The sequence below is a fragment of the Streptomyces sp. NPDC086989 genome, from assembly GCF_044745505.1.
In the GTDB taxonomy this organism is placed as follows: Bacteria; Actinomycetota; Actinomycetes; order Streptomycetales; family Streptomycetaceae; genus Streptomyces.
This window is the reverse complement of record NZ_JBIVAL010000008.1, coordinates 223,598-243,794: the sequence shown is the minus strand read 5'-3', so window position 1 is coordinate 243,794 and position 20,197 is coordinate 223,598. Positions and strand designations below refer to the sequence as shown.

General features: G+C 70.8%; 22 protein-coding genes and 1 pseudogene. 9 read left to right on the top strand and 14 right to left on the bottom strand.

All coding sequences use genetic code 11. The annotated features are described in order from the left end of the window. Nucleotide 1 precedes the first annotated feature (1 nt). The gene (xdhC, locus tag ACIPK4_RS21330) at nt 2-916 is read left to right on the top strand and encodes a xanthine dehydrogenase accessory protein XdhC (RefSeq protein WP_402314825.1); all 915 of its coding nucleotides are present in this window, start codon (nt 2-4) and stop codon (nt 914-916) included. A gap of 82 nt (nt 917-998) precedes the next feature. On the opposite strand, the gene ACIPK4_RS21325 is transcribed toward xdhC, so the two are convergent. Then, nucleotides 999-1,904, bottom strand: a complete 906-nt coding sequence (locus tag ACIPK4_RS21325; protein ID WP_402314823.1) for a S41 family peptidase — start codon at nt 1,902-1,904, stop codon at nt 999-1,001. Nucleotides 1,905-1,961: 57 nt separating this feature from the next. On the opposite strand from ACIPK4_RS21325, the gene ACIPK4_RS21320 reads away from it, so the two are divergent. Both ACIPK4_RS21320 and ACIPK4_RS21315 read left to right on the top strand, forming a co-directional pair. Beyond that, on the top strand, nt 1,962-2,504 hold the full coding sequence (locus ACIPK4_RS21320) for an ArsR/SmtB family transcription factor (RefSeq protein WP_402314821.1): 543 nt from the start codon (nt 1,962-1,964) through the stop codon (nt 2,502-2,504). 141 nt (nt 2,505-2,645) lie between these two features. After that, nucleotides 2,646-3,611 (top strand): sigma-70 family RNA polymerase sigma factor, encoded by a 966-nt coding sequence (locus ACIPK4_RS21315; RefSeq protein WP_402314819.1) that lies wholly within the window; start codon nt 2,646-2,648, stop codon nt 3,609-3,611. Between the two features lie 71 nt (nt 3,612-3,682). Here ACIPK4_RS21315 and ACIPK4_RS21310 read toward each other — a convergent pair whose 3' ends face one another. Further along, nucleotides 3,683-4,348, bottom strand: a complete 666-nt coding sequence (locus ACIPK4_RS21310) for a DUF998 domain-containing protein (RefSeq protein ID WP_402314817.1) — start codon at nt 4,346-4,348, stop codon at nt 3,683-3,685. A gap of 347 nt (nt 4,349-4,695) precedes the next feature. Between ACIPK4_RS21310 and ACIPK4_RS21305 the strand changes: the two genes are divergently transcribed. Continuing rightward, nucleotides 4,696-6,750 (top strand): S8 family serine peptidase, encoded by a 2,055-nt coding sequence (locus ACIPK4_RS21305; RefSeq protein WP_402314815.1) that lies wholly within the window; start codon nt 4,696-4,698, stop codon nt 6,748-6,750. Nucleotides 6,751-6,834: 84 nt separating this feature from the next. Here ACIPK4_RS21305 and ACIPK4_RS21300 read toward each other — a convergent pair whose 3' ends face one another. Beyond that, nucleotides 6,835-7,734 (bottom strand): hypothetical protein, encoded by a 900-nt coding sequence (locus tag ACIPK4_RS21300; RefSeq protein WP_402314813.1) that lies wholly within the window; start codon nt 7,732-7,734, stop codon nt 6,835-6,837. Next, nucleotides 7,731-8,712, bottom strand: a pseudogene (locus tag ACIPK4_RS21295) (SPFH domain-containing protein). Before ACIPK4_RS21295 ends, ACIPK4_RS21300 begins: the two are co-directional and overlap by 4 nt. A 165-nt stretch (nt 8,713-8,877) precedes the next feature. Here ACIPK4_RS21295 and ACIPK4_RS21290 point away from each other — a divergent pair. Continuing rightward, nucleotides 8,878-9,312, top strand: a complete 435-nt coding sequence (locus tag ACIPK4_RS21290) for a VOC family protein (RefSeq protein WP_402314811.1) — start codon at nt 8,878-8,880, stop codon at nt 9,310-9,312. A gap of 89 nt (nt 9,313-9,401) precedes the next feature. Here ACIPK4_RS21290 and ACIPK4_RS21285 read toward each other — a convergent pair whose 3' ends face one another. The 6 genes from ACIPK4_RS21285 to ACIPK4_RS21260 form a co-directional block, all read right to left on the bottom strand. Beyond that, on the bottom strand, nt 9,402-9,989 hold the full coding sequence (locus tag ACIPK4_RS21285) for a hypothetical protein (RefSeq protein ID WP_402314810.1): 588 nt from the start codon (nt 9,987-9,989) through the stop codon (nt 9,402-9,404). Nucleotide 9,990: 1 nt separating this feature from the next. Further along, nucleotides 9,991-10,533, bottom strand: a complete 543-nt coding sequence (locus ACIPK4_RS21280) for a hypothetical protein (RefSeq protein WP_402314808.1) — start codon at nt 10,531-10,533, stop codon at nt 9,991-9,993. Nucleotides 10,534-10,602: 69 nt separating this feature from the next. Then, the gene (locus ACIPK4_RS21275; protein WP_402314806.1) at nt 10,603-11,286 is read right to left on the bottom strand and encodes an HAD family hydrolase; all 684 of its coding nucleotides are present in this window, start codon (nt 11,284-11,286) and stop codon (nt 10,603-10,605) included. Nucleotides 11,287-11,363: 77 nt separating this feature from the next. Then, nucleotides 11,364-12,329 (bottom strand): LLM class F420-dependent oxidoreductase, encoded by a 966-nt coding sequence (locus ACIPK4_RS21270; protein ID WP_402314804.1) that lies wholly within the window; start codon nt 12,327-12,329, stop codon nt 11,364-11,366. A gap of 71 nt (nt 12,330-12,400) precedes the next feature. Beyond that, entirely contained in the window at nt 12,401-12,889 is a 489-nt protein-coding gene (locus ACIPK4_RS21265; RefSeq protein ID WP_402314802.1) for a flavin reductase family protein, read from the bottom strand. 138 nt (nt 12,890-13,027) lie between these two features. Further along, nucleotides 13,028-13,705, bottom strand: coding sequence for a YdcF family protein (locus tag ACIPK4_RS21260; RefSeq protein ID WP_402314800.1), 678 nt, complete (start codon nt 13,703-13,705; stop codon nt 13,028-13,030). 315 nt (nt 13,706-14,020) lie between these two features. Between ACIPK4_RS21260 and ACIPK4_RS21255 the strand changes: the two genes are divergently transcribed. Then, nucleotides 14,021-14,206 (top strand): DUF6381 family protein, encoded by a 186-nt coding sequence (locus ACIPK4_RS21255; protein ID WP_402314798.1) that lies wholly within the window; start codon nt 14,021-14,023, stop codon nt 14,204-14,206. Nucleotides 14,207-14,287: 81 nt separating this feature from the next. On the opposite strand, the gene ACIPK4_RS21250 is transcribed toward ACIPK4_RS21255, so the two are convergent. Then, the gene (locus ACIPK4_RS21250) at nt 14,288-15,427 is read right to left on the bottom strand and encodes a YbdK family carboxylate-amine ligase (RefSeq protein ID WP_402314796.1); all 1,140 of its coding nucleotides are present in this window, start codon (nt 15,425-15,427) and stop codon (nt 14,288-14,290) included. Nucleotides 15,428-15,632: 205 nt separating this feature from the next. Here ACIPK4_RS21250 and ACIPK4_RS21245 point away from each other — a divergent pair, with 205 nt between their 5' ends. Then, the gene (locus ACIPK4_RS21245) at nt 15,633-17,393 is read left to right on the top strand and encodes a SpoIIE family protein phosphatase (protein ID WP_402314794.1); all 1,761 of its coding nucleotides are present in this window, start codon (nt 15,633-15,635) and stop codon (nt 17,391-17,393) included. A gap of 182 nt (nt 17,394-17,575) precedes the next feature. Beyond that, nucleotides 17,576-17,896 carry an STAS domain-containing protein gene (locus ACIPK4_RS21240; RefSeq protein ID WP_402314792.1) on the top strand — a complete coding sequence of 107 codons (321 nt, stop codon included), beginning with the start codon at nt 17,576-17,578 and terminating at the stop codon, nt 17,894-17,896. Nucleotides 17,897-17,938: 42 nt separating this feature from the next. Here ACIPK4_RS21240 and ACIPK4_RS21235 read toward each other — a convergent pair whose 3' ends face one another. Genes ACIPK4_RS21235 through ACIPK4_RS21225 form a run of 3 tightly spaced genes read right to left on the bottom strand, consistent with a single transcriptional unit; the run spans nt 17,939 to nt 18,986 of the window. After that, nucleotides 17,939-18,205: a DUF4235 domain-containing protein gene (locus tag ACIPK4_RS21235; protein ID WP_402314790.1), complete on the bottom strand. Its 267-nt coding sequence runs from the start codon at nt 18,203-18,205 to the stop codon at nt 17,939-17,941. Next, nucleotides 18,202-18,576 carry a DUF3618 domain-containing protein gene (locus ACIPK4_RS21230; RefSeq protein WP_402314788.1) on the bottom strand — a complete coding sequence of 125 codons (375 nt, stop codon included), beginning with the start codon at nt 18,574-18,576 and terminating at the stop codon, nt 18,202-18,204. Before ACIPK4_RS21230 ends, ACIPK4_RS21235 begins: the two co-directional genes overlap by 4 nt. Then, nucleotides 18,573-18,986 (bottom strand): phage holin family protein, encoded by a 414-nt coding sequence (locus ACIPK4_RS21225; RefSeq protein WP_402314786.1) that lies wholly within the window; start codon nt 18,984-18,986, stop codon nt 18,573-18,575. The genes ACIPK4_RS21230 and ACIPK4_RS21225 overlap by 4 nt, the downstream gene beginning before the upstream one ends. A gap of 315 nt (nt 18,987-19,301) precedes the next feature. On the opposite strand from ACIPK4_RS21225, the gene ACIPK4_RS21220 reads away from it, so the two are divergent. After that, nucleotides 19,302-20,054 (top strand): SDR family NAD(P)-dependent oxidoreductase, encoded by a 753-nt coding sequence (locus tag ACIPK4_RS21220; RefSeq protein WP_402314784.1) that lies wholly within the window; start codon nt 19,302-19,304, stop codon nt 20,052-20,054. The last annotated feature ends 143 nt before the right edge of the window (nt 20,055-20,197 follow it).

Here is a 20,197-nt window from a genome sequence, read left to right as displayed (position 1 = left end):
CATGAGCTGGGTGGCCGCGGTCGCGCGGTTGCGGGCACGCCGGGAACCCGGCGTGCTCGTGACCGTCGCGACCGTGCGCGGCCACGCACCCCGCCGGGCCGGTGCCAAACTCGTCGTGGGACGGACCGAGACCTGGGGTTCGATCGGCGGCGGCAACATCGAGGCCGCGGCCATCGATCGGGCGCGCGAGCTCAACGGCGCGGCCTGGCCGGAGCCGGAGCTGATGGAATTCGCCCTCACGGACAAGGTCACCGGCCGGCACGGGGTGCAGTGCTGCGGCGGAGCCGTCACCGTACTGCTCGAACCGCTGCCGGTGGTCCAGGCGGTGGCCGTCTTCGGCATCGGGCACGTCGGACTGGAACTGGCACGCATCCTGGCACGCCACCACCTCGACCTGCACCTGATCGACACCCGCCCGGACATGCTCGCCGACGCACGACTCGGCGTGCTCGCGGACGCGGTGGCGCAGATCCACGTGCACCACACCCCCCTGCTTCCGGAGGAGGTGCTCGCGGAACTGCCGCCCGGCGCACATGTCCTGATCATGACGCACGATCACGCCGAGGACGCCGCACTGTGCGACGCCGCCCTGCGCACCGCCGGTCTCGGCTCGATCGGGTTGATCGGATCGTCCGCCAAATGGGCGCGTTTCCGGCAACGGCTGGCCACCGAGGGCGGCCATGACGCGGCCACCATCGACCGGATCAAGACCCCGATCGGAATCTCCGGGATCACCGGCAAGGAACCCGCCACGATCGCGGTGAGTGTCGCCGCAGACCTGCTCCGGTCCTTCGAAGAGGACCGGCACCAGGACCGGCACGAGGACCGGAAAGAGGACCGGCACGAGGACAGGAACGGGGCAGCGCCGAACCCGGTTGCCGCGGTGCCGTACGCTCCGGCCGCCGGCAGCGGGTGAGACGACCCAGGCCGCGCGGGCCATGCCCCTACACCGTGTAGGTCTCGGCCCTCTGGCAGCCGCCGAACGGCGTCACGTCTGCTCAGCCTTCCAGTCGGGCGAGGGCCAGCGCGTGGGCGTGGGCGAGGGAGTCAGCAGCGGCGCAAGGGACGTCCGGCTGCACGCCGGTGCCTTCCCAGTTCGTGCCGGAGACGGGGTTGACGGCGCGGCCGACGGGGACCGTGACTTCCAGGTGCGGGTGCACGGTCCAGCCTTGGCACGGATGTGCGCCGCCGCGGGTGCGCTCGCCGACGACCACGGCGCGGCCGAGCTGCTGGAGGTCGTACGCCAGCTCTTCAGCGGCAGAGAAGGTGGTCTCGCTGGACAGCACGTACAACGGCTTGCTGCCACCGAAGCGGGCGCCGGGAACGTGCGGCAGACTCCAGGACTGCTCGCTGCGCTCGCCGGCTCGCCATTGCATGCTGTTGAGGTGAGTGCGCTCGTCGAGCAGGTAGCTGCAGACGAAGGCGACCGTGTCCGGGTCGCCGCCCCGGTTGTCGCGAAGGTCGACGATCAGCGCCTGGGCGCGGGAGGCCAGGGTGAGCGCGGCGCCCAGCGGTTCGGCGGCCCACTCCAGCGGAAACAGCATCGGTGCCAGCTCCACCACGGCGACCCCTCCGTCGAGCAGCTGCACCCGGGGCGCACCGCCCAGCGAGGTCTCGAAGTCCCGGCGCATGGCGTCCATGGTGGCTGCCCCTCGCTTCGGGGACACGGGGTCGGCGTGGTGCTTCAACCTCAGGTGCCGGTCGCCGTTGACGGACTGCAGGTCCGCGGTGACCAACCCGGCGAGCTCTTCGGCGCCGTCGACGTCGTAGGCGCCCTCGGCGAGACGTCGTTGCAGCAGGCCGGCGAGCTGCTCGGCTATCTCGGGGAAAACGTAGCGCTCGGTCAGGAGCCGGACCGTCTCGTCGATGACAGGGGCCGGTGAAAGCTTCGTTGAAGTCGTCATGACAGGGAGTAGACCACTGCCCTTGCAAAAGCGTCAAAGACTTTAGACACTTTCGGTATGCGCGATCAGCCTCCCCATCTGCCACCCCCCGAGGACGTTCTGGAGATCGGCGCGCCGGAGCAGTTCGCGGCGCTCGCCAACCCGTTGCGTCAGCGGTTGCTCTTCGCCTTGGGCCATCGGCCTGCCACCATCAGGCAGCTTGCGGCGCAGCTCGACGCGAAGAAGGGCAACGTGGCCCACCACCTCAAAGTGCTCCGCGAAGCCGGGCTGATCCACATCGCCGAGACCCGCCAGGTCCGCGGTGGCACCGAGCAGTACTACCAGCGCACGGCCCGGCACATGGTCGTGGCCGAACCCCAGGCGGCGGGCACCGCCGCGATGCTCGCCGCGTTCGCCCAGGAACTGGACCTCTCACCCGCCGAGACGCATCTGACCCTGCGCCACCTGCGCCTGAGCCCCGCCAAGGCGAGAGAACTCGGCGAGACTCTCGCCAGACTGGTCGACGAGGCCGAGGAAGATGCGGAGGAACAGCCCCTGCACGGAGTGTTGGTGGCGCTCTATCAACAGGCCCTGCCGGCCAGCACCAGTGGTTCCGGTTAGGGCCTGTCCCCAAGGCGACAGCCCGGCACCCGGGCGAGCAGTTCCTCGCAGGAGGGGCCCGCGCTTCGGTCATGGCGCCTGCTCCTACAGTGGGAGCGCCGGGAACACCGGCCTGGGACTGTCTCTTCGAAGGAGTGCGGCATGGGGGATTCCGGGGCGCCCGGCGCAGTGGCCGAGGGTCTTGAGGAGTACCGGGCGGAGCTGACCGGGTACTGCTACCGGATGTTGGGGTCGTACGCCGAGGCCGAGGACGCGGTGCAGGAGGCGCTGGTCCGGGCGTGGCGGAGCCTCGACCGCTTCGAGGGCCGGTCGGCGCTGCGGACGTGGGTGTACCGGATCGCCACCAACGTATGCCTGGACGCCCTCGCGTCGGGCCGGCGGAGGGCGCTGCCGATGGACCTGTCGGCGCCGAGCGAGGGCGGTACCCCGCCGGCACCCCCGCAGGAGTCCGTCCTGTGGGTCGAGCCGTGTCCCGGCGGCGATCCGGAGGCGGCCGCTACAGCGGGCGAATCGGTCCGGCTGGCGTTCGTCGCCGCGCTGCAGCACCTGCCGCCCAGGCAGCGGGCCACGCTGATCCTGCGGGACGTCCTGGGATTCTCGGCCCGCGAGGTCGCCGCCCTGCACAGCTGCACCGTCGCCTCAGCCAACAGCGCCCTGCAGCGGGCCCGAGCGACGCTGGCCGCCCGCCGCCACACGACGGACGGACCGGCTGCGCGGCCGTCCGACAGCGTCCGGCGAGTCCTGGCCGAGCGGTACGCCACGGCCTTCTCCCGCTACGACATGGAGGAGCTGAGCATGCTCCTCCACGTCGACGCCACGCTGTGCCTGCCCCCGTACGCGAAATGGATGCGCGGTGTCCCCGACATCCACGCCTGGCTCACCGGTCCCGCGATCGGCTGCCGCGGCTCGCGTCTGGTCCCGACCCAGGCGAACGGCTCTCCCGCGTTCGGCCAGTACCGTCCCTCCCGGGACGGCACCGGTTACGTGCCCTGGGCCCTCCAGGTCGTCGAGTTCTCCGGCACCCGGATCAGCGGCATCGCGGCCTTCCGTGACACCGACCGCCTCTTCCCGCTCTTCGGCCTGCCGGAGCGCCTCGACGCCGTGTAGCACGCGCGGCAGTCGGCCCGCATACGTGTGGACGCCGGGCGCGTGTGGCGCGAGCGGCAGTCGGCCAGCGGTCAGCGGTTCACCGGGACGCACGCCAGGCGAGTCATCACCGCTGTCAGCCACAGCAGGCCAAGGCCCGCTCCTGCGGTGAAGGCCAGGACGGAGGCGGCGGAGGCCGCGAAGCCGGCGAGGACGACGACCGGCACCAGACGCGAGGCCACGGCCCACCTGCGGTGGCCCCGGGCGGCGAGCGGGCCGGCGAGCACGACGAAGGCGGCGCACAGGGCGAGGTAGCCGACCATGCCGGCGGCCACGTGGACACCGGCGTGGCCGCTCAGCACGGTCGCGTCGGGCGCTCCGGCGGGAAAGCCCGCCCCGGCGTCGGCCGGGAAGGCCGCCGCGGCTCCGAACGAGGCACCGAAGACACCGATCAGCACCGGCGCCCAGGAGCCGCCCGGGGTCCCGCTCAGCACGCGGCGCAGACCGACCGCTCCCATGACCAGCAGGACGCCTGCGAGCAGGAAGTTCGCCGTCTGGACCCAGCCCGCCTCGCCGAGCGCGAGCTGACTGAGCGCGTTCCGGCTGAAATCGAAGCCGTCACGGGCGATGCCTTGCGCGACACCGGCAGCGAGGAACACCGGACCGGCCGCGATGCCACCGGCCAGCCACGGGCGTACCGCCGCGCGGGACGCGGGCCCTGCGGAAGCGACGTGGGATGCACTGAGCGTGGGGGTCATGAAGGAGCCTTCCTCAAGTTGTGTTGTCGCTCATCCGACCTACCGAGGCCGGCGAAGTCATCGCTCCGCGCGATGTGTGCTGGATCACGGTCTCGGCTCTCCCCCGTGCTTCAAAGCCCCCTTCGGAGCAACTTCGAGTCCGGATGGAGGCATTCCCCGTGTCCTGCGCATGCCGGGAGGCCGTCCCCGCCTAGCATCTTGGCCGAACGGAAGTGCCGCGCCGCCGAGCGCGCCGCCGGACCGGACGGGCTCCGACCGGATGGCGCCGGCAGGCGCAGGGCCGGGGAGAACCAGGGCTGCTGACTGCGCGCACCTTCGCCAACGCCCATACCTTCCGGGAGTTCGGCATGTCCCGTATCACCATCAACGGCGTGACGGTGGACCCGCTGGCGCAGGCCGATGATCTGGCCACCGCCTCGCTGGTGTCCGAGGACGCCACCACGTCCAACTACCTCCTCGTCCAGACCTCACACCCGCCCACGTCCGAGGAAAAGGAGGAACTCGCGGCGCTCGGGGTGGTGATCCACGAATACGTTCCGGACGACACGTATCTGTGCGGCTTCCGGCCCACCGATCTGGATGCCGTGCGCGCGCTCCCGTTCGTGACCTGGGCCGACGTGTACTTCAAGGGTTTCAAGATCGCCCAGTCGCTCCGGTCGAACCGGCTGCGGCCGGGGGTGGCCGTGCTGGCCGACCCCCTGGAGGCGGGCGGTCCCCGTCCCCGGACCATCGACGTCGTCCTGCACGAGGACGTCGACGCGAGCGCGGACGGCCTTCAGGACCGGATCGCGGCGGCAGCCGGTGTCAGCCCCGGCGAGGTACAGGCCGACCACGACAAGGTACGCGTGACGGTCCGCGAGGAGGACCTGGCCGCGCTTGCCGCCCTCGACGAGGTGAAGGAGATCGAGGAGGTCCCCGAGAGGGTGCTGTACAACACCGTCGCGGCGAACCTCATGCACGCCCGCGTCTCCCTCAACGGCACCAGGTTCCGGGGCGAGGGCCAGATCGTGTGCGTCGCCGACACCGGGTTCGACAAGGGGTCCACCACCAATGCCCATCCCGCTTTCACCGGCCGGGTCAAGCGTCTGATCGCCCTGGGCCGCACGAGCCCGGCGAGGACGGACGACCCCGACGGGCACGGCACCCACGTGGCCGGCTCGGTCCTCGGCGACGGCGTGTCGGCGACGATGGGCGGCGACGGCACGTCGCCGGCCACGGGCGGCGCCATCACCGGCACGGCTCCGGAGGCGAGGCTGGTGCTCCAGTCCCTGCTGGCCGACGACGGCTCGCTGTCCGGGATCCCCACCAACCTGCACGATCTGTTCGAGCCGCCCTTCGTGGAGGACGGCGCGCGGATCCACACCAACTCATGGGGTCCGGTCACCCCGGGCCTGCCGTACAACAAGGCGGCGCGCGAGGTCGATCAGTTCGTCTGGGACAACAAGGACTTCGTCATCTGCTTCGCCGCAGGCAACGACGGTACGGACCGCGACGGTGACGGCCACATCAACCTGCGGGCCATCAGCGGGGAGACCGGAGCCAAGAACATCATCACCGTCGGCGCCAGCGAGGGCGACCGCCCCCAGATCACCCACACCTACGACGACCTCAGGCCGCTCTCGTACCCCGCCCCACCGATCCGCGGCGACAGGATGGCGGACAACCCCGCCGGGATGGCGGCCTTCAGCAGCCGCGGCCCCACCCAGGAGGGACGGATCAAGCCCGACATCGTCGCACCCGGCACGGCGATCCTCTCGACGCGCTCGCGGCTGGCCTCCGACGACGGTCTCTTCGGCGTCTCCACGGACCCCGCGTTCATGTTCGACAGCGGCACCAGCATGGCCACCCCGCTGGTCGCGGGCTGTGTGGCGGTGCTGCGCGAGACGCTCGTGAAGAACGGCACCCCGAAGCCCAGCGCGGCGCTCATCAAGGCCATGCTGATCAACGGCGCTGACGAGCTGCCCGGTCAGTACAGCCCCTCCGAGACGGGCCCCACTCCGAACAACAGCTGCGGCTTCGGCCTCGTCAACCTCCAGCGAGCCGTCGTCCTGCCGACCGATGCCGGCCGGGCGGGCTTCACCGACGCCAAAGAGCTGGACCAGGGAGAGGAGCGGTCGTTCCGCATCACGATCCCGGAAGGGGCGGCGCGCACCCTGAAGGTCACCCTCGTCTGGACGGATCCTCCTGGGAAGGCACTGCAGAACGATCTCGACCTCGTCGTCCGGGCAGGCGGTCAGGAGCGCCACGGCAACATGGGCACGGATCCGGGGTTCGACCGGGTCAACAACGTCGAGCAGGTCAACTGGCAGAATATTCCGGCCGGGGAGGCGGAGGTCGTCGTCACTGCCTTCCGGATCACCCAGTTCCCCCAGCCGTACGCCGTCGCCTGGCGCATCCTCTGACGGGTACGACCGACTACGGTCCCGGCCCGTTCGAGCGGGGACCGTAGTCACGGATCGGGGTCCCTGCAGCTCCGGTTGAGGACTTCACGTCACCAGGTGCAGCGACGTTTCCGCGATGCCCAGCCGTACGCTCTGCCCCCAGGTCAGCTCCAGGGCGTCGCTCTCCATCCCGTCGCCGAAGACCACGATCCGGTCCGACTCCACGGTCAGCTGCAGCCCCTGCCCCACCCCCAGCTCACCGGCGACCTTCGTCGTTCCGGTCGTGGGTGAGGGCCATGCCTCGCGCACGAACCACAGGAGCCGCCGGTCGCAGGGTGCAGGCAGCCCCACGGGGCTGCCGCGCTCCAGCCACAGGGAGCGCAGCCAGCCGGTGGCGCCCGTGCCGGTGCCCACCAGCACCCCCGAGGACGCCTGCGCCTCCCCCGGGCCCTGCTCGTCGTCGGAGCCCAGGCGGTAGCGGGCCGTCTGGTGCCCGGGCGAGCCCAGGTAGATCTCGTTCAACGCCAGGAGGCGCTGGGTGTCGTCGGCGACCGCCTCGACCATGGTCAGCTCCTCTGCCCGCCCCCCGGCGGCGGTCGCCGCACGCAGCAGGGCGGCAGCGTCGACGCAGCGGTGACGGACCAGGACACCCGGATTGCGCCCCGGGTCGGTGTCGATGCCCACCACGGGTTGGCCGCGGAGATACTTCGCGGTGTTGGCGACCAGGCCGTCCTGGCCGACCACGACCACCACGTCCTCCGGGGCGAACAGGAAGCGGTCCAGGTCCGCCCGCTCCACACGGGAGTGGCGCCATGTGAGGGGCACCGCCGCCGCCACTTCCCTCAGCGCCTGCACGGTGCGGTCGTGGCGGCGGACCACGTCGTCGATCGACCGGCCCCGGCTGGAAAGGAAGAACGCGGCCTGCCCGTGCGTCCCGTGCCGGGCGAGCAGCTCCTCGTACTCGGTCCTGCGGTGGACGAGCACCGCCCGCGGGGCCAGGCTCACGCGCCCGCGCCGCCTTCCGGGCGCCCGAGCCTGGTGAGGAGCCCGGTGAGGACGTCGGGAGAGAGCGTGATGCTCTCGATCCGCGGCAGGTTCTCCGCCAGCCGGGTCGCCGCCAGGGCGTGCAGGGTGCCCGGGCCGGCTTCGTCGTGTACGCGCAGCCAGGCTGCCTGCACCTCGGCGCGCGCCGCACCCGTTTCGCGCTCCGCCTCGGCGTCCGCGCGGGCCAGGCGGACCTTGCGGGCCGCCTCGGTCTCGGTCCGCACCCCGTCCGCAGCGGCCTCCTCCTCCGCCGCACGGCGGGCATTGGTGCCGCGCTGGTCGATCAACTGCTCCTCTCGGCGGGCCAGTTCGATCTGACTGGCCAGCTCGTTCTCGGCGATGGCCCGCTCCCGCTCCACGGCCACGGCCCGCCGTTCATAGGTGGCCCGGTCGGCCTCCTGCTGGATCTGCTCGCGGGCCGGCGTACGCAGGGCGCGCTCCACCTCGGCCTCGGGACGGATCGGTGGCCGGGAGTCTGGGCTCGGCGGCGAGACCGGCGGCGACCCGCCCCCGTACGGCGGCGACGCCGTCCATCAAGGCGACGGCCAGCGAAGTCCGGGCGAGTACGTCAAGCGCGTGCTGCTGGGCGGTCTCGGTGAGGAGAGTGGCGATCTGCTCCAGGGGTGCGCCGCGCCAGCTGCCGGTGTCCGGGTCGATGGAGAAGTCGAGTCGGTCCGCGGCCTCGGTCGGGTCGCTGATCCGGTAGGTGACGGTGGCCTGCACGGCGACGTCCTGGAAGTCGGACGTACGGGCGTGGAACGCCATGGCCAGTTCCCGGTCGGCGACCGGCACTTCGGAGAGCGCCGCCGACAGCGACCGGTACCAGAAACTGAGCCCTCGCCCGTCGTGGACGAGCCGGCCGCGCCTGTGGTGGCGGACGTGGGCGGTGGGCGCGGAGCGCAGATGACGCCAGCCGAAGCGCCGGGTGATGTCGGCCATGGCGAACCCCCTTCATTTCGTCAACGCGACGATAATGAGCGGTACCCATATCGTCAAGGGGACGAAAAGAAGAAGTTCCGGGTACCCCGCCCCGGCGGCAGTCCGCGAGCACGTCGGCTCGGAAAATGGGTGCCGGGGCCGCCTGGTACGCGGTACGGTGCGCCGATGTCTGCGATCAAGAAGTTCCAAGTCACCTTTGACTGTGCAGAACCCGAGCGCGTCGGCCGCTTCTGGTGCGAAGTGCTGGGGTACGTCGCACCACCACCTCCGGAGGGGTTCACCACCTGGGACGATTTCAACGGCACCCTGCCTCCGGAAAAGCGAGGATCATGGTTCGCCTGCAGTGACCCCACGGGCGTGGGCCCGCGCCTGTACTTCCAGCGCGTCCCCGAAGGAAAGGCCGTCAAGAACCGGGTCCATCTCGACGTCCGGGTCGGCACGGGGCTCGTGGGGGACGAACGCCTCGCCGCGCTCGAAGCCGAGTGCGCACGGCTGGTCGCGCTCGGCGCGACCCATGTGCAAACGCTGTACGCCGATGAGGAAAACGAGTCGTGCATCCCGATGCTGGACATCGAGGGCAACGAGTTCTGCATCGACTGAACTCCTTCCCGGCCAGGGGAGGTCGGGAGCCACCTCCCCTGGGCGGGCGCTTGGTTCACCCCGCGGGAAGCCCAACCACCCCCGGCAGATCAGGTGTTCAGCAGACGGTTGAAGAACGACCGGTAGTGCTGCAGCGCCAGCCGCAGATCCTCGGTCGCGACCTGTTCGCCCTGGCTCCATTGCTCCTCCAGCCCCTGCTTGTGGGCGGAGAACGAACGGGCCAGGGTCTGCATCACCTCGGCAACCAGGGCGTCCGCCGACCTGACCGCTTCTTGCGGGTCGTCGACGAACCGGCTTTGTATCTCACTCCACGTCTTGTGGTACTCCTCAGTGTCCTCGGCACCCAGCAGGGGCTGATCGGCACCGGCCTCGTCCGAGCCGGCCTGCGATCCGCTGTCCGTCGCGAGCCCGGCCCCGCTGTCGCGGGTATCGCGCTCCTCGGCGGACGCGTCCGTGGTGGCCTCCCCGGGATACACGGGCGGCGTCCGCCCGTCCGCCGGCGCGCTGCCGGATTCGCCGTACGCACCGGCGTCCGTGCCGGCTTCCGTGCCGGCTTCCGTGCCGGTGTCCGTGCCGGTGTCCGTGCCTGCCTCCGAAGCCGACGCCGGATGGGCGATGTCCTCCGTCGTGATGCCGGAGTCCCCCACTCTCTCGTTGCTGCTTGCGTCGTTCTGCATCTCAACGACTCCTCTGGTCAGTCAGCAGGTCGTCAAACAGGGCGCGGTAGTGCACCATCGCCCCTCGGAGTTCCTCGGTTGTCGTCTGGTGACCGGCGCTACGTACCTTCACGTCGTGTGCGGCCCGGTAGTGCTCCAGGGTCCGGCCGTGGTCAACCGAAAGGTCGCGCAGCTGCCCGCGGTAGTCGTCCGTGGGATAGCCCCGCTCGCGCATCAGCCGCGACACCAGTTCGTCGGCCTCTTCCACGGAGTCTTCCGGTCGGTCCACGAAATGCTCTTGGACGGTGCTCCATTCGACGGTGTACCGCTCTCGCCGTTCGGGTGGCAACTCCTTGATCTCCAGCTTGTCGTGGCGTTCCTCGCGGGCCCGTAGCTCGCGTTCGGCGGCCATGCGGCCGCCCTCGGTCTCGACCGTGCGGTCGTACTCGGGTCCGAACTTCTTCTGCAGCCGCCTTCTACGTGCCGCCATCCACAGTCCGACCGCAAGCGCGATCACGACGACGGCTGCGATGACGATGATGGTGATAAGCGTGCTGGTCGACATGGTTGGCCTCCATCCTGGGGCCTCATCTGGCTTCGGCGCGTCTCCTGCGCCCTGCGCCTACCCGGCAGGTCACGGCTCAAGCGCTGCGGTCCGGGTGGCCGCGAACGGGCTGGTGTCGAGGCGGGCGAGCAGGTCGGCGGGGTGCCGGTAGACGGCTCGGGCCCCGGCGTCCTCGAGGTCGCGCTGCGGGATGCCACCGCAGAGCAGTCCCACACTCGCGACGCCGGCGCGGGCGGCCGCCTGCATGTCCCAGACGGTGTCGCCGACGAACACGGCGCCGTGCGCCGGTGTGTCGGCGAGATCGAGGGCGTGGCGCACCGGGTCCGGTGCGGGCTTGCCCTCGTCGACGTCGTCGGAACTCGCCGTCGCGGTGATGGCGTCGTCGGCGTCGACGGCGCGTCTGAGCGCGTCGAGCTCGGCGTCCTTGGCGGAGGTCACGAGGACGATCCGCCAGCCCCGTCGGTCGAGCTCACGCAGAAGGTCGGCTGCCGAGTCCAGCGGGGGAAGCCGGTCGAAGTACGTGCCGTAGAGGGTGGTGTGGGCGGCGCTGAGCTCCTCGTCCTCGCTCGTGTCCCGCCCCTCTCCCAGCAGGTGGGCAAGGAGGTCCTCGCCGGGGAGCCCGATCGCGCGGTGGATGTCGTGCATCGCGACGTCGTGGCCCGCCTGCCGCAGGGCCTCCCACCAGCACACGACATGGAGGTGGTTGGTGTCGGCGAGGGTGCCGTCGACATCGAACAGAGCGGCACGGTTCATGTCCGCCTCCCGCGGGCCTCAGCGTCCGAGCCCCTGCTTGGGCCCGGCCTTGTTCAGGTTCACGGAGGAGGCCGCTTTCACAGCTCTCCCAGGGCCGGCAGCAGCTTCGTGGCGGACCAGTCCAGGAACGGTTCCTGTTGGTCGCCGCCGATCTGGACCAGGGCGATCTCGGTGAATCCGGCGTCGACGTAGGGGCGTACCGCGTCGACGAAGGCGTCCACGTCGTCGCCGCAGGGGATGGCAGCCGCGACGTCCTCGGGCGTCGTGTGCTGCGAGGCCTGGTCGAAGCCCGCCGGGCCGGGGAGTTCCGCGTTGACCTTCCAGCCGCCGAGCGCCCAGCGGAACTGCTCGTGCGCCCGGGCCACGGCCGCATCGCGGTCGCGGTCGTAGGAGACGGGCAGCTGGCCCACGCACGGTTTGCCGGAGCCTCCGTACCCGCTGAACGCGTTCACCAGCTCTGCCTTGGGCTCGGTGGCGATGAGCAGGTCACCGTACCGGCCCGCGATCTCGCAGGAGCGGTCTCCGGAGACGGCGACACCTATCGGGGGCGGCTCGTCGGGGAGGTCCCAGAGCCTGGCGTTCTCCACGTCGAAGTGGGCGCCGTGGTGGCTGACGTACCCGCCGGCGAACAGGGAGCGGATGATGCCCACGGCTTCCTCGAGCATGTCCAGGCGGACGTGGGCGGCGGGCCAGCCCGCGCCGACGATGTGTTCGTTGAGGTTCTCGCCGGAGCCGAGGCCCAGCCGGAAGCGCCCCTGGGAAAGGAGCTGCATCGTGGCGGCCTTCTGGGCGATCACCGCGGGATGGTAGCGGAAGGTCGGGCAGGTCACGTACGTCATGAGAGGGATCCGTGACGTGGCCTGCGCGGCGGCCCCCAGGACGCTCCACGCGTAGGGCGCGTGGCCTTGGGCCTCCAGCCAGGGGAAGGAGTGGTCGGAGATGACGGAGAAGTCGAAACCGGCCCGTTCCGCTCCCACCACGTGGTCGACCAGCTCCCGGGGCCCGGCTTGCTCGGTCATCATCGTGTAGCCGATTTGCACCATACCGGGCGCCTTACCGCTTCGGCACGCTTGAAACGTGCCAGCCTTCCGGTCCACTACGCCGTGCGTGGCAATCAGGCCGGGTGACCGGGCTCGAGGTCCCCCAGCTCTCGATACCGGAGCAGTGGGGGTGGCGGGCCCTCGGACGGCGGGCACACTGCTACCGGCGCCAGGAGGAAACCCACGTGGTCGCCGCCCTCGATACGCCCCTCGATCCGGCCGGTGAACCAGGTGGAGAGCTGCTCCAGGATCGGACTGCCCGATTCTCCGGGCCGCCACCCGACCCTTGAGAACTTGTCCACCCGGTCACCCGTCTCCCCTCCGAAGAGCTCCGCGAGCGCACGGTCGCGCCGGTGGAGCAGGTGCACGGTGAGGTACTCGGCCTCGCAGGCGACCTGGTAGGTGTGATTGTTGATCGACAGCCAGACGGTGAACCTCGGCGGGTCGATGGAGCACTGCGAGGCGAAGCCCACCAGGCAGCCCGCCCGCTCGCTGCCGGATGCGGCCGTGACCACGTACATCGGGCCGTCGAACGCGTCGGTGAAGGGGTCGAGCTCTGTCACAGCGCCTCCTTGCGCCTCCCCCGACAGGGGGCTTCACAGGTTCAGGTCGAGCAGGGCGTTTCTCCACGATCCCGGGCGTCGATGACGGTGTTGCCGGATCCCGCACCGGTGACGACGAGATCGTGGGGGCGCATCCGGTCAGCCTATGAGCCCCTTGCCGAGTCGGCGTACCGGCGCGCTGGCCTTGACCCGGCGGCTCCACCCGTCTCGAATCCGCAGGGGCCCTCGTTCCCCGGCTTCGAGGCCGCGGAGTGTCCAAAGTCCGTACAGAGCCAGCAGCGGTTTGACGAAGAGCCACTCACCGGGGCGGTAGTCGTCCGCGCGCACGAGCCTCTTGGCAAGGTCAGGGCGTTGGCGCCGCAGGTAGGCGCGTGCCTTGAGCGCGTGGGCCGGCTGAGAGGCGATCTTGATGCGGTCGACGTCCTCCAGCAGGGGGATCACGTTCGTGATGTTCTCCCATGTCGTCCCGCTCTGCTCTTCGAGGACCACCGTGCCGTCGAAGCTGAGCACCGACCTCGCATGGTCAGCCATCAGTCGGGCCTCGGTGGCGCCGCCGCCGGGCGCACCGCCGCTGAGGATCAGACAGGTGGCACGACCACCGTCAGCGGCGGCGGCGATGGAGCGGATTCCGGCACGCACCCGCCAGCGGGTGATCACGTTCGCCGTGGCCTGGGGGTTCCGGTAGCCCAACACGACCACGGCTTCGGTACCACCCCCGCGGCTCCCTACGAGGGCTCGAGACCAGCGCCAGTTCAACCACTCGCCCCAGGCCAGGATTGCAGCCCCGGCCATCACCAGCCCTGTCCTCCGTCGCATGCGGCGACTCTAGGGCACCTCGGCACCGCCTCGGGGCCGCGACCGCCCGGGCTCGCCCGTGGGGGTGAGGCTCGTACGAAGGGCCCGAGCCGCGCGATGGCGGGGGGTGCCACCACCCGGCTCGGGCCTCCTCGGGAACCCGCGCCGCTCACCGCCACGGACTCCCATGACCACGCTTATGGCCCCTCTCCCTCGGCCCAAACGGGGGAAGCGCACCTTTTCCGCAAGCGCGGCCCCCGGGCAGCGGTGGCGCGTCGGCCCGGCCGCTGTTTGCCTGGGATGGGACCCACACCACACCCGACCGTAGGAGTGATCATGAGTGGCGACAGCCAGCCGAGCGAGCGGGCTCAGCAGATGCGCGAACGGGCTCAAGAGCTGGAGCAGGCGGCACAGCACGCCACCGACCCGGCAGAACGGCAGCGGCTGAGGGACAGGGCCATGCGCCTCCGGGAGAGGACCGAGCGGGAGAGCCGGGGCAGCGGAACCATGGACCCCATGTAGACCAGGCCACAGGTGTAAACCAAGCCACGGGGTAGACCAGGCCACGGCGGTACTCCTGTCACACTCCCCGTGCGAGACGCGTCAGCCGGCGGCGGTCGTGCGGACCAGATCGCTCACCACGTCGGCCAGGCGTCCCCGTCGCATGTACGCGGCCCTCTGACTGGCGGCTCCGCCCCCGGAGCGCCTCACCCGGCGGAACAGCTCCTCGGCGAGGTCGAGGTCTCCCGCGGCCGCCAGCCCGGGCGCCGCACGGGCCATGAGGCGCTCCGTCAGCGTCAGGGCCGGTACGAGTTCCCCCGAGACGGGATCGAGGCCTTCCCCTGCCAGTCCGTGGCGGGCGGCGAGCCGGTGGGCGGCGTACAGGCGGCCGACGGGGTGGTCGGGCGGCGGGCGCCCGTCCCCGACGTCGAGCAGCAGCGTGGTGGCCAGACCGCGCACGAGCGCGGTGAGCAGCAGCACCACGTCGAGGTCGGCGTTCACGTCGCAGACCCGGATCTCGAGCGTCGGTACGTGTTCGGAGGGGCGCGCGTACCAGTAGATCATCCGACGGTCCAGCAGGGCGCCGGTCTTCACCAGGTGGTCTGCAAGTCGCTCGTAGCCGACTTCGTCGAGGAGGGGCGCGGGCCCGACCCCGGGCCATCGCGCGTGCTCCACGGACCTGCTGCTCGCCCACCCGGTGTCCCGGGCGAGGGAGAAGGGCGAGTTGGCGGCGAGGGCCTGAAGCGTCGGCAGCCAGGGACGCATCTGGTTGGACAGCGCGAGGGCTTGACCGCGCCCGGTCACCCCGACGTGGATGTGGCAGCCGCAGACCATTCCGTCGTACGAACCGACCAGCGAGGGCCATCGGGCGGCCAGCCGCCCGTAGCGCTCCCCCGGGGTCACCGTCGGCGGACTCCCCGGCGGGATCACGGGGGTTCCGGTGGCCACCAGGAGGCATCCCGCGTCGGCCGCCACCTCGCCCATCACCTTGCGCAGCAGGCCCAGTTGACACCTCAGTTCCGCCAGATCGGCCGTGGGGCGGGTGCACACCTCGACCTGCGCGCCGAGGAACTCCACCTGGGCCTGCTCACCCAGGACCGCGGTCGCGGCTTTCACCACGTGCGGACCACGGGCCACGGGCAGCCCCGTCCGCCGGTCCACGAGCAGGTACTCCTCCTCCACTCCCACCGTCAGGCCTCGCCTGCCCTGCGGAAGAGTCGCCCGCGCACGATCCACGCTCACCTGCTACGCCCTCTGCACCTGTCCGTCCTGTCACCGTACAACCGGCGGACCGGGCCCGCGCCGTTCTACGATGCCGTTGAGGACTTCGGGCAGCAGGACCGGAGGGCAGATGTCGGAGCAGGTACGCCAATCCGGCTCGGACCCGGACAACGCCCGGCGGCACGCTTTGAGGCTGGCCGGCCTTTCGGCGGCTTCGGATTCAGGGATGGATCGGTTCGCACGCCTGGTGTCCCGGCTGCTCCATGTCCCCATGGCCTTCGTTTCACTGGTCGAGGAGGACCGGCAGTTTCTGCCCGGCACGTACGGCCTGCCGCAGCCCTGGGCGGCCGCTCGCGCTCTGCCGCCTTCGCATGCGCTCTGCAGCTGCGTGGTGGCCTCCGGGCGACCCTTGGCCGTGCCCGACGCCCGCGCCGATGAGCGGCTCCGTACCGAGCCCGTCATCGCGGACCTCGGAGTCGTCGCATATGCCGGAGTGCCGCTGACCGACGGCGACGGGCTCGTCCTGGGCGTCCTGTGCGCCGTCGACCACGAGCCGCGGGCCTGGGGGGACGGCGAGCTGTCCGACCTGGAGGACCTGGCGGCGGTCTGCTCCGCCGAGCTGTGCCTGCGCATCCTGTCGGCGCAGAGCCGGTCCGTACAGAGGGTTCTGGAGACCGCGCGGACCGCCGCCGAGCGTGCCCGGACCGACGCGCAGCGGCTGGAGCGCGAGGCCCAGGTCGGGTTGGACCATGCCGAGCTGCTGCTGCGGTCATCGGAGGAGCTGGCCCAGACGTCCGGGCTGGAGGACGTCCGACGACGGGTGCGGGACCTGTTCGCCGGCGCCGGGAAGCCCTCGTACGTCGGCCTGCTGGTCGCCGACAAGGACGAGCTGCACCGGGTTCCCGACCCGGACATCGATCGCACGGTGGAACGGGAGGTCCTCACGCTGCCCGTGGACGCGGCGTTCCCGAGCACCCGGGCCATGCGGGAACGGCGTGCGGTCTTCGTACCCGACCGCGAGGCCCTCGTCGCCGACTACAGCCCCGAGGCGGTCGACTTCTTCGACCGCATGGGCCTCACCACCGTGCTGTGCCTGCCGCTCTGGGGCAGCCGAGCCCTGCTGGGGGTGCTCGCCGTCTGCTGGGCCAAGCGGCACGAGGTGGGCGTCACCGAGCGTGCCGCGCTCACCGCGGCGTCCGGTTACACCGCGCAGGCGGTGGAGCGCGCCCTGTACCTGGACGACAGGATCTCCGTGGCCCGGCAGCTCCAGGAGGCCATGCTCACCTCTCTTCCCCTGGCCGGCCACGTCGAAATCAGCGCCCTGTACCAGCCGGCTGCGGTCGGCGACATGATCGGCGGGGACTGGTACGACGCCTACCACCTTCCGAGTGCTTCGCCCGGCGGCGAGCCCGGAGCGCTGATGGTCACGGTGGGTGACATCACCGGCCACGACATGCACGCCGCCACGGTCATGGGTCAGGTCCGCAGCATGCTGCGGCAGGCGACCCTCGACCACCCCCCGTACAGTCCCGCCGTTGCCCTGACCGCCCTTGACGCGGCCTGCTCGGTCCTGCCGGTCGAGGCCAGCGGCACACTGGTCCACGCGCGTCTCGACCTGGCCGACGAGGGCCCCGGCTGGACGCTGACCTGGTCCAACGCCGGCCACCCCCCGCCGTTCCTCCGTACGCCCGACGGGCGGGTGACCACCCTGGAGGAGCACGACATGCTGCTCCACCGGGACCTCGGGCCGTTCCTTCGCACCGAGTCCCGCCGCCACCTTCCGCCGGGCTCCACACTGGTGCTCCACACCGACGGGCTCATCGAGCGCCGCGGCCACGACATCGATGCCTGCACGGCACAGCTCGTCGCTCTGCTCGCGCGCCACGGTGACCGTCCGCTGGACGAACTGCTCCAGCGGATCAGCGGCAGGCAGGCGAACCCGGCACCGGAGGACGATGTCGTCGTGCTGGCCCTGCGCGTTCCCTGAGGCAGCATGACGACGGACGATCCGCACGGAAAACCCCTCCCTGCGCACAGCAGCACCGATGACAGGCAATGCCGATGCGACTCCCGTTCCGCTTCCGATCCACCTCCCGGACCGCGCGCCCTCGGCACGCCCGACGGTCGGCCTACGGATCCTGGCTGGCGAGCACGCTCAGCGGGACGGGCGTGACTCAGTTGCCCGACAGCGGGGACGGCGTCCTCGTCCTCGTCCTCGCCGGGGAGTTCGACAGCGCAACCGTGGCCCCGCTCCGCAGGGCCTTGACCGATGCGCAATCGACCAAGGCCCCGCGGACGATCGTTGACGTGTCCGGAGTCGTCTACGCGGACTCCGGTCTGCTCCGGCTCCTCGTCCAGGCGCATCACCGGCTCCCCCGGTTCATGGTCGCGGGCCCCGTTCCTCCGCAGCTCCGCCGGCTTCTCGAACTCAGCGGAACGGCAGCGACCCTGCGCATCACGTCGGACGTCGAAGCGGCGCGCCGGGCCTGAGCAGCCCAGCCGACGCACCGCCTCTCGGGACCCGAGCCCGGGTCAGCCCGGCCAGGTGCCCGTCACACGGCGCGTGGCCACAGCCCCCGACCGGTCGACCGCGGCCTTGACCACGGCGAAGATCGCGCCCTGGACGGCGGCGGCGAACAGGATCTGCTTCCAGGAGCGGTCTTCGTCCAGGGCACTGGGAGCGTCGTTTTCCCCTTCCACGACCTTCCAGACCTGTTTGAACACCGCACCGGCGATCAGACCGCTGACGGCGCCCAAGGCCAGCCCGACCGGCCTGTAGGCAACCTTGGAGGCGTTCATCGGCCTACACGGCTGCGCCGCACCAGCAGGAAGACGAGCAGGGCGGCGCCGGCCACGAGAAGGGGTTTGCGGTTGGCGCGTGCCACGCTTGCGATCTGGCCGGCCTTGTCCAGAACCGGATCGGGTGTCGTGTCCTTCACCAGCTGCGCGGCATGGTGCGCCGTCACAGAGATCTGGTCGACGACCGCGGCGGTCTTCTCGGCGGCCTGTTCCTTGGCGGCGGCCGCCTTCTCCTTCGCCTGTGCCTTGATGTCGGTCTTGTCCACCAGCGCCTCGACGGTCTGCCCGAGCTCGTCGCGGGTGATCTCGACCTGCTCGCGCAGCTCCGCGGGAGTGGGCGTGCCGATATTGGTTCGCGGGTCGTTGGTCATCGGTGCGCTTTCTCCTTGATCTGGGCCAGGTCGGCCCTGACACTGTCGATGGTCTGCTCCGGGACGGGCGCGCCGGCTTCGGCGATCTGCTTCTTTCCGGCCATGGCGATCGTTGCGGCGACCAACGCCAGCACCGCCATGACGATCAGTGCCGCCGCCCAGACCGGGAGTATCAACGCGAGGGCTGCGATGCAGGCCGCCACCAGCGCCTGGGCCGCCAGGAAGCCGATCAGGCCCGCCCCGCCGAAGAGGCCACCGCCCTTCCCGAAGCGCTTCCCCTTCTGAGTCATTTCCGCCCGAGCCAGCTGCATCTCCTCGCGAACCAGCTCCGATATCTGCTGGGAAGCGCGTGAGACCAGCACGCTCACGGATTCATCGGTGCCGTGGGTCTGCCGCTCTATCGTGCTCATGCGCAGTCCCCCTCCTTTCGCCATGCGAACGCTGTGGTCCTGGCGCGCGCCTACCCGGTAAACGAACCAGCACCCGTGCCATGAGCAGACGCATCTCGTCGTGCTCGTGCCGCAACGCTGTGAGCGCTGCCTGACCGGCCGGTCTGTGCTTTGCGGACGGAGCCGAACGGGGGAAACCACGTCGCTCGCGACATCGGAGAGGGGGTGTGCGGGTAGGGCGACGCCTGGCCCGCGATCCGTGACAGGATCGAGCTGACAGGCGGCTTCACCCTTCCTGCCGTGACCCGTGGCCTCCTGCCCCGATGAGGAGACGTCATGAACCACAAGACGCGCCGGATTCTCGTGACGGGTTCCGCCGACGGACTGGGACGGGCAGCAGCACAATCGCTGCTGTCCGCGGGATACGAGGTGGTGGTGCACGCGCGGAACCCGGATCGCGCTACCAGCCTCCGTCCACTGCTGGACCGGGGAGCGGACATCGTGGTGGGCGACTTCACGGACCGCGGCGCCGTACGGCGCATCGCGCAGAAGCTGAACGACGCGAAGCCTCCCGACGCGGTGATCCACAATGCGGGCGTGTGGAGCGGCCCGGCAGTCATGCCGGTCAACATCATCGCGCCGTACCTGCTCACGGCCCTGCTGCGCGAACCCCGGCGCCTGGTCTACCTGAGCAGCGGCTCGCATTTCGGCGGACACCCCCACCCCTCGCTCGCCGGCGTCGACTGGCGGGGTGAGCACGCGGGCTCGTACGCGGACAGCAAGCTGTTCGTCACGGCGCTCGCCGCCGCCGTCGCCCGGCTGCGCCCCGGTGTGCTGAGCAACGCCGTTGATCCCGGCTGGGTGCCGACGAAGATGGGAGGCCCGAACGCGCCGGACGACCTGGAACTCGGCCACCGGACGCAGGAGTGGCTGGCCACGAGCGACGATTCCCAGGCCCTGACGACCGGCGGGTACTGGTATCACCGGCAGCGGCAACCACCGCACGAGGCCGTCCATGACCAGGCGTTCCAGGACCGCCTGTTGGAAGCGCTGGCCCGTGAGACGGGCGTAGCGATCCGACCCACATGAAGGTCAGGCCGTTGCGTGGGCGGACACGCCGCGGGCGGCGGCCACCCGAAGCGAGAACCGATCAGCCGCGGCGCACGGCATGGCGTCGAGGGGAACGGCCCGCGCGGCGGGTGAAGATGGAGGGCTTCGGCCCCGCATCCGCC